Source organism: Leifsonia aquatica H1aii, assembly GCF_000633535.1.
GTDB classification, from domain to species: domain Bacteria; phylum Actinomycetota; class Actinomycetes; order Actinomycetales; family Microbacteriaceae; genus Leifsonia; species Leifsonia aquatica_A.
Genome location: NZ_AYMR01000039.1, coordinates 1 through 13,228, shown reverse-complemented (window position 1 = coordinate 13,228; position 13,228 = coordinate 1). Strand labels below are relative to the sequence as shown.

The window sequence follows — 13,228 nt, the reverse complement described above, 5'->3', positions numbered from 1 at the left end:
TGCTGACGTTCCTCGACACCTTCCTCCCCGCCGGCTCACGCGCCGGTCAGATCGCCAACGGCGAGGGAGCAGGACATGTGCCCTGCGGCAACTACACGATGCCGTCCCTCGGCAACATCTCCCGCTTCGCCGACGACTGCACACACCAACACGTCGACCTCGGAAACAGCACCGGCCCACTGCGCAACATCACCACCACCGCGCCCGCCTTGCCGGCGCCGCAGGTGGAGTCTGCATTCCAGGACAACACTGGATCGGTCTGGACAGTCGGAGACCTTGAAAGCAAGAACTGGCAGGCGACGATCAAGCAAGGGACTCACCCTTCGATCGCTATCCTCGACAATGGCGGGTACGTCGTCGCGTACCAAGATGACAAGGGCGATCTGCGCACTCTCGGAAGCGTCGTCAAGGACTGGACATTCCTGGTGGCACCGGGAACAAGTCCAAGTGTCACCGCACTTCCCGGCGGTCACTATCAGATTGCTGCCGTGGCCAAAGACACCAACTCGGTCTGGAGTATCGGCGACACTGAAGTGAAGGATTGGCACTGGTCAGCCGCTGCGGGCACCGATGTCTCGATCGCCGCCCTATCCGGCGGTGGCTACCAGATCGCCGCAATCGGAGCAGGGAACAACTCACTCTGGACGCTCGGCACGGCCGCAGTGAAGGATTGGACATGGGCCGCGGCACCCGGAACCAGCCCGAGTATCACCGGCCTGGTGGGTGGCGGATACGAGATCGCCGCCGTTTCTGCAACCGCAAACTCCGTCTGGTCGATCGGAACGGCAGAGGTGAAGAATTGGCAATGGGCCGCCGCGCCCAAGACCAATGTCTCCATTGCTGGCATGTCTACTGGTGGGTATCAGATCGCAGTTTTCGGAACCGATAACTCGCTCTGGTCGATCGGCACCACCCAGGTCAAGAACTGGACATGGGCATTCGCGCCGGGGACCAGCCCCAGTATCGCAGCGACGAACAATGGCGCCTACCAGATTGGCGCCCAATCAAGCACGGCAGCGTCCTTTTGGAACGTGGGTGCTCTCGTTCGTGACTGGCACGTACCCATGGCGCCCGGAACGAGCCCAGCCGTCGCGACGAACATCAGGTACTGACTCGACGAGGAGGGGTGCTCCGGACCCTAACCGAGCCCGGAGCATCCCTTCTCAAATCGTGGCCACACACCCACTTGATGCCAACCGAACCTTGTTCGATCAGGCACTCGCAGGGACTGCGGCGAAGGATGCCCACCGCCTAGGTCCGGTGGGCATCCCTTTTCCCTGCGGCGCATGCTGACTGCAACCTGGTTCAAACGCGGCTCCTGCCATTCACTGGGCTGCCGAAGGGTCGTCGGAGATTCGCCGAGCCGCCGTGGGGCTCCAGAAGTCGCGGGCAAAAGTGTGGGCGAATCCCACAAGCCTGGCCTCTGATTCGACCGCCGACAGGGCGGAACCCCAGTGATAGTGAGAGTGGGCCCGGTGGGGCTCGAACCCACGACCCGCGGATTCACGGACGACCGATATCAGCGGATAGCGCGTGGGTCCATATTCCCGAGAAACCGCGGATTCTCAGCCGGTTCGAGTAGCACACAATATCAGTGGAACTCAACCAAAGTGATGAGTAAGTGATGGGTCAGGCGAGCGCGGCCGCGAGCGCCAGGGCGGCACCCTCGCCGCCGACCTTTCGGCTCATGTACACGTCTTGGGTCAGCGACGGACGCTTGTGGCCGAGGTATTCGGCGATCTCTCGAGCGGACAGCCCCGCCTTGTCGAGTGTCGTCGCGACGTACTTTCGGAAGCTGTGCGGAGTGGTGCCGGACGCGCCTACTTCGTCCCGGTGGTCACGCCAATCCGCGAGCGTGTTGTTTGGATCTCGAAGCTTGCCGAACATCGACGGAAAGACGAGATCCGTCTGCGAGCCGACACGGCGCCGAACGAGCATGTCGACTACTCGGCTTGGGACGACGATAGTCCGCTCGCCGGCATCAGTCTTGGTGTGGGGCTGGCGCAGGAGCCCTTGACCTTTGACTCGGACAACATTGGCGCGAATTGCGACCGTGCCCGCATCCAGGTCGACCTCGGCCCAGGTGAGCGCGAGCGACTCCGATATCCGAAGCCCCGTACCAGCCCACAGCTCAACGAGGTCGGTCAGATCGAGTCGCCGGAGATCCTCGTTCGCGCTCGCCGCGGCGAGTATCTCCGGCATGGACTCTGCCGGTATCAGCTTGGCGCCCTCGTTTCGTCGGCTGATCGAAGCGACCTCGCGGACTGGGTTCACTTTGCCAGCGCCGGAGCGCACTGCGAGCCCGAGCATGCCGCTGAGGACGCTCCGGCAAGTCTTCGCCGTGCCGCGGCCGCGCTCGTCGCCCACCCTCCCCAGGAAGCGATCGAGGCGCTCTGTCGTTGCCTCCCGAACTCGCAGATTGCCGATCCCCGGGTTGATGACGGCAGAGATCGCCCACTCGTAGGAATCCAGTGACCGCGGAGCGAGGTTCGCTGCTCGCTTGGCCTCGATGAACTTTTCGGCCAGCGTGATGAGTCGGGAGTCTCCGGTGATTGAAGCGTTCGAGGGGGTCTGGATGTCGACCAGAGCTGATCGCAGGGCGTTCTTCGCTTTCGTCTCGGTGGCAGCACTGCGCTCGACGAGCCGCAGTTTTCCGTCATCGAACCTGTAGCGCGTGCGCGCTCGCCAATGCCCGGACGGGAGCCGCGTGGTGTAGATCTCGCCGTGAGTGTTGATCGGAAGACTAGGGCGCGCCATCCGCCACCCTCACGATTTCAGTAGCGATATCGAATGCCAGCTGCTGTAGCGCCTTTCGCTCCTCTTCGGTGGAGGCGTGGACTGGCTCCCATGTGCCTTCCCCGGTTTTGGCGTTGTCGAGAGCGACGTCACCGAAGGCTGCCGGTAGCCCCTCACCGAACTTCCACCGGTCACGTTGGGATGTGCTGAATACATCCGCCCGCCGCACGAGCTCGATTGCGCGCCATAGGTTATGTCGAGCATCGTTGACTGCCCCCTCAGCGAGCTCGAGATTCCGGGAGTGGATGGTCTCGGGGTCGGCGAACTGCCACATGATGGGCTCGAGGTCGATGTCGAGTGCCTCGCTGAGGGAGGCGGCTTCGTCGAGCCGGATGGCTCTCTCCCCGCTTTCGATGCGTGCGATCGCGGACTGGTCCAAGCGACCCCCGCGTCGGCCGAGATATTCGGCGAGAGAACGCTGAGACATGCCTCGCTCGTTGCGCGCAGCCTTCACGGCTCGGCCGAAGGCCTGCTCCACGGATTGCGGTTCATCGATCTGCACATTTCGCATCGTAATGGTTGACGGCCATTGCGATCAACTGATACAAGTTATGAGTCTTCTACATTGCAATGCACTAATCACATGGGAGGTGCCAATGAAAACGATCGAGAGCACGAGTGCCACCGAGGATCTTCCGCCGATGGTGTCGCCGTCCGCGCTCGCCGAGTTCCTGCAGGTGTCCATCCCGACGCTGGCTCGCTGGCGCGGTAACAAGACCGGCCCGAGATGGGTCCGGGTTGGCGGTCAGGCGGTGCGTTATCCGCGGGAGAACGTGCGCGCCTGGCTCGATGAGAACGAACAAGCGCCAGCGGACTCGGATCTGTGACGCGCAACGAGAAGGCCCGGTGAGGTAAACACCGGGCCCAGAGTCGAGATGGAGACCTCAACCATGCCAGAGAGTAACACCCTCAGTCTGGTCGCGACACAATGACCGCAAACATCGTCGCACTTCGGGCGTTCTCGGAGCTCCCGAGCGACACGACTGTCTGGGACACATGGGCCACCGAGATGACGGCCGCCGGATGCCGCCCCCGTACGCTACGCGAGCGCGAAATCATCTTCGCCCACTACGCCCGCTTCATCGGGAAGCCGGTTGTCGAAGCGACGAGACAAGACCTCATGCGGTGGCTAGCCCGTCCGGGTCTCTCGCCGAAGACCCGACAGAACTACAAGTCGTTTCTCCACACGCTGTACGCGGTGCTGCAGGATGCTGGCTTGCGAGCTGACAACCCGGCCACACGCCTGCCTAGGTCGAGAGTACCGCGCGTCGAGGCGAACCCCATCACCACTGAGCAGCTGCGGCGCATCCTCCGAACCTCAATGCGTCGTCGCACTCGAATGATGGTGCTACTCGGGGCGTACCAGGGCTTCCGCGTGTCAGAGATCGCTGCTGTCGCGGGCGAGAGCATCGACTGGGACGCGCGGCGGATACTCACTCGTGAAGCAAAGGGAGGCATCGAGGTCTGGCGGCCAATCCATCCCGAGGTATGGGACTACGCGCAGACATTCCCGCGCGAGGGCTGGTGGTTTCCGGGTACGAAGAACCTGACAGGCCACCACATCAACGCGACCAGCGTCTCGAATGTGCTCGGCCAGCTCCTCAAGCGCGCCGGCGTCGAAGGACACCGACCCCACAACCTGCGCGCGTGGTTCGCGACCGAGCTCGTCCAGAGTGGCGCTGACATGATCACCGTCCAGCACGCGATGAGACACGCCTCGCCCGCCACCCTCCGCCACTACGTGGCGCCGTCGATGACACGAATCGAGGACGCCATGAGCGCCCTACCGTCTGTGAAGGCCAGCTAAGAGTGGGGGCACAGCTGGTCGGTCGAGCGATCGCATTCGCAGCGCAGAACGATCTCAAGCCCAACGAGTACAGGCTTCTGGTCTTTATGGCGCTCACCGCGCTCGACTCCGACCAGCAGCCCCGCTACTTCGCGTCCCGGGAAGAATCCGCCTTCGCACTCGGCCGCATGATCGCCGACAAGACCACGACCGACCCGTCCGCGCTCGCCGCAAGGGAAGCCGCATTCAAGGCCGTCAAACTCGCCACGCAAGGGCTCGTTCGACTCGGAGCAATCGATCGGATCGAGCGCGGCCGCAACGGCCACCGAGCGGTCTATGGCGTCACGTTCAGGGGGACGAAATCCGTCCCCCTGAACGGTACGGAATCCGTCCCGCTCAGGGGGACGAAATCCGTACCTCAAGGGGTACGGAATCCGTCCCCCCTAGGAACCACAGAGGAACCACAAGAAGAACTACCAGGACGAACACCTCGGTTCACGGAGGCATCTCACTTGCACTCTGTGGATGGAGTCGAGCAGGGAGGAAGGAAGTCAGCATGAGAGCGATCGACACCGACGCACGTTGCGAGAGGCACGTCGGGGAAGCATTCCCGCCGCGGTGCCTCGACTGCCAGGAAGCGAGGGCGGATCTCGAGCAGCAGCGACTCGACGAACGTCACGAGCGGGCACTCGAGCGGAACGCTGCACTGGGAATCGAACCGGGCCGCGTGTGCATGCCCACGCGCCGCTACCGTCGGCAGAGGCGGTGACCCAGGTGGTGGATATGAACGAAGAATTCTTCGCAGTCGTCGCAGAGGGCTTCCCCGAGCTCCTCGTCGATTTGAACGCAACGGTAGTTGCGGCCAACTCGCTTGCGGGCAAGCTAAGTCAGGTACCCGACGACATGCTGCGCTCGGCGATCCTTATGGCGGTGAGGGGGTTTTCTCAAGCGCAGGCAAGGTCTCTGTTTGCGATGGTCGCCGGGATCTATGCCATATGGCTGGAAACCCGATGCGGCCCCGAAGCTCTCGCGTATCACAGCTCGAGACTGAGAGCGATCATCGTCACCTCTCGCTCCATCGTCGATCGGATGCAGTAGCCATGCCCGACGTCACCCCACACATCGACGCGCTGACCCTGATGCGCGCAGCTCACAACGGCGACATCGACGGCGTGCGGGCCGTCCTGGCCTGGGTGCCGGCCGACCACGCTGCACGCTTCTTCGCGGCGTTGGCTGAGCTGGCCAGCGATGCGTTCGCAGCTGATCCAAGTCAAGGCTTCGAGGCCTTCGCCGCGGAGCGTCTATCCCGACTCGAGGCGTTCTCCGAGCTAGAATGATTCACGTCTTTGATGACGTTGAGATCCCGATTGCCCTCCGGCCACTGCCGCGCAGGGGGAGTCGGGATTTCGGCGTCTCAGGGACGCGAATGCGTCGCGGGGAGCCAAGTGCGTGCGCGTGTGAGTTTTCCGGCTTTTTATCTGAGGCGCATTTATATTTCAGAGGAGAGATATCTTCGCCTCTTCTCGAACGGGCCGCCAGACACCCCCGTCGTAATCCTCAGAATGTCGTACGCCTCTGCTAGCGTTCTTTCCATAGTCGAGGAGCCACTCAGCTAAATCCCGCGCTGAACTATCGCGCGAGCGGGAACCCCTGAGTTGGAGATCCCATGTCGAAATTCATTGACGCGCTCCCGGCAGAGCCCATCGCCCGTGAGGAAGCACTCCGCGCCGAGGCGAATCGTCTCAAAGACATCGAGCCTGCGAAGTTCACCAAGGCTGACGTCGAACTGACCAACGAGATCGTCGCAGAGCTCAAGCGCATCGAGCCTGTGGTGAAGGCAAGGAAGGCGTCCACCGGGGCCGGTGAGCTTCTCGCAAAGAGCGGCGTCGTCCGCTCGGCCGGCTCGACCACTGACCCCGACGATGAAGGCGACCCGTACGGCACCGACGGCCCGCACTCGGTCCGTGACGTCCGACGAGGCGACGACATCGCCGGCTTCAGCAAGGCATTCAGCAAGGCATTCAAGCAGGCCGCACCGATGGTCGGAGGCTTCGGGGTCCAGAAAGCGCTCATCCCCTCCGGAAGTGTCTCCGTGGACTACGCGGCCGCGATCGTGCGCGAGCCTGCTGCCGAGGTAAACCGACTCTCATCCCTGATCGCGCTTCTGCCCGTCGACGCGCCCTCCGGTGCCTACCTGCAGCAGCAGACCCGGAGCAACTCGGCGGCGCCGGTCAAAGTCGGCGACGTCAAGCCGCAGTCCAGCTACTCTCTCGCGTGGGAACAGTGGAAGCTCGCCACCATCGCGCACATGTCCGAGCCGATCCCGAAGCAGTGGCTTTCTGATTTCGCCGGCCTCGAACAGTTCCTCGCCTCCGAGCTCGCGTACGGCATCGCCGACGCGGTCGACGGCTTCGCACTGAACGGCGGGACCGCGGAGGACGGCACGCCCGTCACCGGACTACTCAACTCCGGCCTCGCCAACGTGGCATTCAAAACTGACGCGCTGCTCTCCCTGCGCTCGGCACTCGGCGTTCTCGACGTCGCCGGCGTCAACGCCAACGGCATTGTGCTCAACCCCGCAGATTGGGAGGCGATCGAGACACTCAAGGACTCCACCGGCCGCTACCTCCTGCCTCTCGCCCCCCAGCAGGATGTCTCTCGCACGCTGTGGGGTCGGCCCGTCGTGCTCCTCAATGGCATCCCCGCGGGCAAAGGCCTCGTCGGAGACTTCCGGTACGTCAACTTGCTGTCCAAGGGCTCCTATGAGATCACCTGGGCGCCCTACGGCTCGTACCCGAGCGATGTCACGGACCCCGAAGCCCCCCGCTTCGAACTCTTCGAGCGCAACCAGATCCGCTTCCGCTCCGAGGGGCGCTACGGGATCAACATTCAGTCGACGGCAGCCCTCCGCACCGTCTCCCTGAAATCCTCCTAGGCCTTCGCGGCTCCATCTCCGAGGCCGCGAAGGAGCTGTGTCGACAGCTCGCAGGGGTGCCGCCCCGACCCATCTAGCCAGTGGGCCGGGGCGGTCCGCCCCATCACGCGGCAGAATCGAAAGGTCCTGAGCGATGGCTTTTGACGCTGGAACCCTCGTCGCCACCATCCGACTCGATGGCAAGGGCAAGTTCGACTCGGACCTCGATTCGTCGGGCCGGAAGTTCACCCTCACCGAGTCGATGGCGAAGAAGGCCGGCGCGGCCATCGCGGGCGCACTCAAGGGTGCAGCGGTCACGACGGGCGCACTCACCGTCGCGACAACCGCCTACGTCGCCTCTCTCTTCCGAACCGGTGTCGCGTACAACCAGCTGCAGCAGTCCTCGCGAGCAGCGCTGTCGACTCTGCTCGGTGGCGCCACAGCAGCGAACGCTCAGATGGACAAGCTCGACGCGTTCGCGAAGCAGTCCCCGTTCGCCAAGTCGGTCTTCATCACCGCTCAGCAGCAGCTCCTGGGCTTCGGGCTACAGGCAGAGAAGGTCATCCCGGCGCTCACCGCCATCCAGGATGCAGTCGCCGCGGTCGGCGGGTCCAACGACCAGGTGTCACAGATCACGTACGCGCTCGCCCAGATGCGCGGCCAGGGCAAGCTCACTGGTGAGACGCTCAACCAGCTCGGCCAGTTCGGCATCGACGCGGCCACGCTCGTCGGCGCCAAGATGGGGAAGACCGGAGCCGAGATCCGGGACATGGCCTCGAAGCCGGGCGGCATCCCCGTCGACGAGGTCTGGGACCCACTCGTGTCCGCCCTCGAGGACAAGTTCGGTGGCGCCGCAGCCAACGTCAAGAACACCTACACCGGCACCCTCGACCGCATCAAGGCTGCCTCCCGAGACATCGGAGCGGCGCTCGCTGAACCGTTCGTGGGTAAGAACAGTGGCGGTCTCTTCGTCACCTGGGGCAACCAGGTCGCCGACGTTCTGCGAGCGGTCGAGAAGAAGGTCGCGCCGACCGTCGCGATTCTGGAGGGCCGCGCGGCGCCCGCGTTCGAGCGGATTACTGACTTCCTGACCAAGGCGAAGGACGTCGTCGTCAGGTTCGACCCGACGAAGATCGACTCGTTCCTCGATCGGATCGGAAAGAACGCTCCCGCCGTGGCTGCAGTGGCCGGCGCCACGGCTGCGATGAATGTCGAGTACCTGCGCAGCATTCCCGTGCTCGGCCAGCTGTTGCCGAAGATCAACCCCATCGCGGCGGCGGTTGCCGGGATCGCCCTCTCGACGCCGCAGTCTCGCCAAGCACTCAGCGACCTCATGCGCGCTGTGCAGCCTCTCGTCCCGGTCGTCGGTGAACTCGCGATGACGTTGTCGAAGGATCTCGTCCAGATCCTTCCGCCGGTCGCCTCAGGGATCTCCGGAATCGCGAAGGCTGCGACACCGCTGCTGCAGCTCCTCGGCGACATGCCCCCGTCTCTTCTCCTCGCGGTGGCCGGATACATCGGCTTCACCAAGGTGCAGGCCCCGCTAGCCGAAGGGATCCTCAACGCCGGCGTCCGCCTGGAGGGCTTCCTTGGAAAACTTGGTCCGATCGGCGGCAAGCTGGGCGGAGTCGTCGATGGCCTAGCCGGTATGGCTGGCACTCTATCGGGGCCCTGGGGACTCGCGATCGGCGGTGCCGCTGCTCTGATCGGCGGCGTGTGGCTGGATAACATCGCGAAAGCCCAGGCAAAGATCGACGAGTACACCGACTCGCTAGACAAGAACACGGGCGCTATTACAGAGAACACCAAGAGCATCGCCGTGGATGAGCTCACCAAGTCCGGTGCATATCAGGCAGCGAAGACCCTCGGCATCGGCTACGACACCGTCACTCAGGCTGCGCTGGGCAACGCGAACGCGCTCGACACGATCGCTCGAGCGCAGGCCGAAGCGACCAGGCAATATCAGCAGGGCGCTACGGCCTCGGATAACTCTTCCGGCAAGTACCTCGCCGCGGCGAACAAGCTCATGGCGGCCGTCGGCTCCGAGAGTGACGCGATCAAGAACAGCGTCGAGAGTGATCGCGACAAAGCCAAAGCTCTCGGTCTGCTGGAGACCGCTCAGGGAGACCTCACAGATGCCGTCAGTAAGGCGAGCGATGCGATCACGGCAAACGGAGCAACACTCGACACGAGCACGGCTGCCGGTCAGGCGAACAAGGACGCTCTCGACAACCTAGCGGCGGCGTCCAACAACCTCGTCGATGCGACTGCGAAGCAAACGGGAAGTGTCTATCTCGCAACTCAGGCATACAACGAGAGCAAGGCTCGTCTATACGACGTTGCCGCTCAAATGGGTCTGACGGGTGCGGCGGCCGACGAGTACGTCACCAAACACCTCGCGAACATTCCCGCCATCGTGCAGACGAAGGTCGAGATCAGTAACGACGCCGCGCTGCGCGCGATCGACGAGGTGAATCGGGTGTACTCGAACCTCCAAGCCAGGATGAACGCCGGGCAGAACGTCATCGTTCGCCCTGGCGGCCCCATGGTGGCAAACGAGCGCGGAAACCTCTACCAGCACGGTGCGGTGCAGGCCTTCGCAAACGGCGGCTTTGGGTCCGGCATGTATCCGGGTGGACGCCCGATCTACAAGTTTGCTGAGGAAGGCGTTCCATGGGAGGTGTTCATCAGTGGCAAGACGAGCGAGAAGGAGCGCAACCAGCGCATTCTCGCCCGTACGGCTGGACTCCTCGATATGGTCGCCGTACCTGCCGGGTCGGCCCGATCGACCGCGTTCGCCACTGGGGGAACCGTCACATATCAGGCGCCGGCGCTCGCCGCGGCCTCGGCCTCTCGCGATCTTCGACCCGTCACTATCGTGATGAACGTCTATCCGTCAGAGGGTATGAACGAGAGGGATGTCGCCGACCTCGCAGCCCGAGGACTCGAACGAAGACTCAGAGGTTGAATCTGATGGGTTTGTGATGGATCCCTGTCACGCGTGAATGCGAGATCCTCGGAAACAGTGGGCCCGGTGGGGCTCGAACCCACGACCCGCGGATTATGGGGGCGTTGTTCTGCCGCTCCGGACCAAGAGGAAGCCCGCACGGCCGGGGTCGCGCACAGATCAGCGCGGGCCCAAGCGTCGTTCGGCGTAATACTCCGTACAAGTCCCAGTTGATGGGATTTGAGATACCCGCAGGGATATCTAGCCTCATTGGACTAGCAAGACGCACCAGAGGGGTACAGAAAGTGGACTGGGGAACAGCAATGTCCGGATTCGCGCGCTACCAGCGCGCAGGAGGACTCTCCGAGAAGACGATTACCAATCGCGCCGAGAGTCTTGGTCTCGTCGCTCGACTAACCGGGTCCGGACCACTTGATGTCACCGAGGATGATCTCCTCGACATGCTCTCCAGGCAACACCCCCGCACGGGACGTCCACTCGCTGCCGGCACCAAACAGTCAGAGCGTTCCTACTACCAGACATTCTTCTCATGGCTTCAAGCCAAGGGGCACCGTGCCGATAACCCAGCGGCCGGACTACCCAAGGTCAAGATCCCTCGACGCAAGCCGCGACCCCTGCGAATTCAACAGGTCGACGCCATGCTCGACAGCGGGGCATACAAACGGACCCGCGACATCATCACGATCGCCGCACTCTCCGGCCTCCGCATCGGCGAGATCGTCAAGATTCGCGGCGAGGACATAGACGTCGAGGGAGGCGTGCTCCGATCGCTGCGCAAGGGCGCGCTCGAACACGTGATCGCGCTCCACCCCGTCTTGCTCGATCTTGCGCGCGACTACCCGCGTTCTGGATGGTGGTTCCCTTCTCCGCACCGGAACGAGATGTTCCCCACTGGCGGCGGGCACATTCTCATGAAGTCAGCCTCGGATCGAGTCTCCAAAGCAATCCGAAACGCAGGGATCACCGATCGGAACCTCACCGGGCACAGCCTCCGCCACTTCTACGCGACCACGATGCTCAAGAACGGAGTAAACATCCGCGTCGTTCAAGAGCTCCTCGGACACGCCTCACTCGCCACCACCCAGCTCTACACCGAAGTGGATCAAGACGACATGCGCGGTGGGGTCGCCGCGCTTCCCCCAATCGACCTGCGCGAACGCAGCCGACGGCGAGCGCGGGGAGAATCTGGCAAGATGGCTGCGTAAGCCCCTGTAGCTCAGTTGGCAGAGCAAGTGACTTTTAATCACTGGGTCCTCGGTTCGAGCCCGAGCGGGGGCACCAAGCTATTTGTCACCCGCGGTGGGTCTACTTGCCCGGCATGGCCGCATCTTAGGATAGGCGGAACTCACCGGAAAGGGACTGATCAAGTTGACTGATCTGCCGCTGTACCAGTTCACCTCGCACATCCTCGGCAAGAACGCCAAAGTAGCTATCTACGTCGACCGCATCGAGTGGGAAAAGCCCCGCGGAGTCTCCGGCGGAAAGATCACCGCCGCCGCTTTCACGGGCGGTACATCACTCCTGTTTACCGGCGTCAAGAACGGCAAGCACGGCACCGAAGTGATCCCGGTGAAAGCGATCAGCTCCGTCACCACCAAACGAGACGGCATGCTCAACACGATCGTCTCCGTAATCACGGTCGGGAACACGATCGACATGCGCGTCTCGCACAAGGAGGCTGCCGTCGTGAAGGAGGTTCTCACGGACCTGATGCTCGGCAAGCACGTCACGCAGCAGGAGATCGTTCAGGCCGAGCAGCAGGCCGCCATCTCCGAGCCCGCCCCGGTCCCCGCACCGGCAGTCGATCACACGGATGCTCTCGTGAAACTCGCGTCGCTACGAGACGCGGGCATTCTCACGGATGAGGAGTTCGCCGCGAAGAAGGCCGAACTGCTCTCTCGAATCTGATCGCGCGCGAACGTCCCCTCGTTTTAATGCCGATCGTTTTTAAAACGCCGTCAAGCTATATTCCATAACGCCTCCTCGGTTAATCTCCCCGCATGGGGAATCTGAGAACGGTCGTGGTCGCAGCTCTGGCGGTCATCATCGTTGGGGCAATGACCGCTTGCACGAACGGCGTCGCCCCGGCCGAATATGGGGCGCCGCAGCCGACGATCGAGTCTGCGGCGGATACGGAGCGGGTGCAGATCTATCTGGTGGCCGCGGACGGGGCGGAGTGGACGGCGACGGCTGTGCACGCAGGAGATCCCGACCCGGACCCGGCGACGTCGCCCAACAGGTTCGCGACCGAGGCGGAGGCGATCACCTGGGCTACCGGGCAGCCCTCGGATTGGGGTGTGCGCGTCGAGGGGCGATGAGCGGGCGCGAAACGCCGAAGAAGCCCCGACCCACCTTGTTGGTGGGTCGGGGCTTCTTCGGCGTTACTGGCAGCTGTCGCACTGCAGACCGTCCATGGGGTCGACGGGGACGGCGTATCCGCCGACGTCGTCTTTCTCGCCCGTCACAGGTCGACCGAGGGCGGGGTGCCGGCGGCGGGCTGATCGGGATCGGCCGGAGTGACGGTGAGGTAGACGCTTCGGGCCTGGGAGCGCTTCACGGAGCCGAGACCGATGGCCGTGAGCCATCTGTCTACCTCCGGGATGGCCATGACGCGGGTGATCGCACCGGCGACGGCGGTGAGGGCGCCGGCGAATCCAACCAGGGCGAGCTGGAGGGCGGAGTCGACGGGCAGTCCGAGGGCGCGGATGATCTCCGGCAGGACGAACGCGAACGTGAGGAAGGCTGGGATGCCGACCTGGACGAT

At 63.5% G+C, this 13,228-nt stretch carries 12 protein-coding genes, 1 tRNA gene and 2 pseudogenes; 11 read left to right on the top strand and 4 right to left on the bottom strand.

Going from position 1 to position 13,228, the window contains the following annotated elements; genetic code table 11:
- Positions 1-1,112 (top strand): annotated as a pseudogene (locus U870_RS24520) (hypothetical protein); the annotation flags it as partial.
- Between the two features lie 517 nt (positions 1,113-1,629).
- On the opposite strand, the gene U870_RS0120955 reads toward U870_RS24520, so the two are convergent.
- A complete protein-coding gene (locus tag U870_RS0120955) occupies positions 1,630-2,757 on the bottom strand; it encodes a site-specific integrase (protein ID WP_025159308.1) in 1,128 nt (375 codons plus the stop codon).
- A complete protein-coding gene (locus tag U870_RS0120950; protein ID WP_162819226.1) occupies positions 2,744-3,298 on the bottom strand; it encodes a helix-turn-helix domain-containing protein in 555 nt (184 codons plus the stop codon). Before U870_RS0120950 ends, U870_RS0120955 begins: the two co-directional genes overlap by 14 nt.
- Before the next feature lie 94 nt (positions 3,299-3,392).
- On the opposite strand from U870_RS0120950, the gene U870_RS0120945 reads away from it, so the two are divergent.
- The gene (locus U870_RS0120945) at positions 3,393-3,623 is read left to right on the top strand and encodes a helix-turn-helix transcriptional regulator (RefSeq protein ID WP_025159306.1); all 231 of its coding nucleotides are present in this window, start codon (positions 3,393-3,395) and stop codon (positions 3,621-3,623) included.
- A gap of 101 nt (positions 3,624-3,724) precedes the next feature.
- On the top strand, positions 3,725-4,603 hold the full coding sequence (locus U870_RS0120940) for a tyrosine-type recombinase/integrase (RefSeq protein WP_025159305.1): 879 nt from the start codon (positions 3,725-3,727) through the stop codon (positions 4,601-4,603).
- On the opposite strand, the gene U870_RS24515 is transcribed toward U870_RS0120940, so the two are convergent.
- A complete protein-coding gene (locus U870_RS24515) occupies positions 4,600-4,908 on the bottom strand; it encodes a hypothetical protein (protein ID WP_162819225.1) in 309 nt (102 codons plus the stop codon). The genes U870_RS0120940 and U870_RS24515 overlap by 4 nt on opposite strands.
- A gap of 439 nt (positions 4,909-5,347) precedes the next feature.
- On the opposite strand from U870_RS24515, the gene U870_RS0120930 reads away from it, so the two are divergent.
- The 8 genes from U870_RS0120930 to U870_RS0120895 all read left to right on the top strand — a co-directional run bounded on the left by U870_RS0120930 (position 5,348) and on the right by U870_RS0120895 (position 12,782).
- Positions 5,348-5,680 (top strand): hypothetical protein, encoded by a 333-nt coding sequence (locus U870_RS0120930; protein ID WP_162819224.1) that lies wholly within the window; start codon positions 5,348-5,350, stop codon positions 5,678-5,680.
- Positions 5,681-5,682: 2 nt separating this feature from the next.
- Positions 5,683-5,919, top strand: coding sequence for a hypothetical protein (locus tag U870_RS0120925; RefSeq protein ID WP_025159303.1), 237 nt, complete (start codon positions 5,683-5,685; stop codon positions 5,917-5,919).
- A gap of 329 nt (positions 5,920-6,248) precedes the next feature.
- The gene (locus U870_RS23390; RefSeq protein WP_025159302.1) at positions 6,249-7,517 is read left to right on the top strand and encodes a phage major capsid protein; all 1,269 of its coding nucleotides are present in this window, start codon (positions 6,249-6,251) and stop codon (positions 7,515-7,517) included.
- A 133-nt stretch (positions 7,518-7,650) separates the two neighbouring features.
- Complete coding sequence (locus U870_RS0120915; protein ID WP_025159301.1) at positions 7,651-10,464, top strand: tape measure protein; 2,814 nt, start codon at positions 7,651-7,653, stop codon at positions 10,462-10,464.
- A gap of 284 nt (positions 10,465-10,748) precedes the next feature.
- On the top strand, positions 10,749-11,669 hold the full coding sequence (locus U870_RS23850; RefSeq protein ID WP_162819223.1) for a tyrosine-type recombinase/integrase: 921 nt from the start codon (positions 10,749-10,751) through the stop codon (positions 11,667-11,669).
- Positions 11,670-11,745: transfer RNA gene (locus U870_RS0120905), tRNA-Lys, on the top strand. It abuts the gene before it with no gap.
- 87 nt (positions 11,746-11,832) lie between these two features.
- Positions 11,833-12,372 (top strand): SHOCT domain-containing protein, encoded by a 540-nt coding sequence (locus U870_RS24730; RefSeq protein ID WP_025159299.1) that lies wholly within the window; start codon positions 11,833-11,835, stop codon positions 12,370-12,372.
- A 92-nt stretch (positions 12,373-12,464) separates the two neighbouring features.
- The gene (locus U870_RS0120895; protein WP_162819222.1) at positions 12,465-12,782 is read left to right on the top strand and encodes a hypothetical protein; all 318 of its coding nucleotides are present in this window, start codon (positions 12,465-12,467) and stop codon (positions 12,780-12,782) included.
- A 143-nt stretch (positions 12,783-12,925) separates the two neighbouring features.
- On the opposite strand, the pseudogene U870_RS0120885 reads toward U870_RS0120895, so the two are convergent.
- A pseudogene (locus U870_RS0120885) lies at positions 12,926-13,228 on the bottom strand (hypothetical protein); the annotation flags it as partial.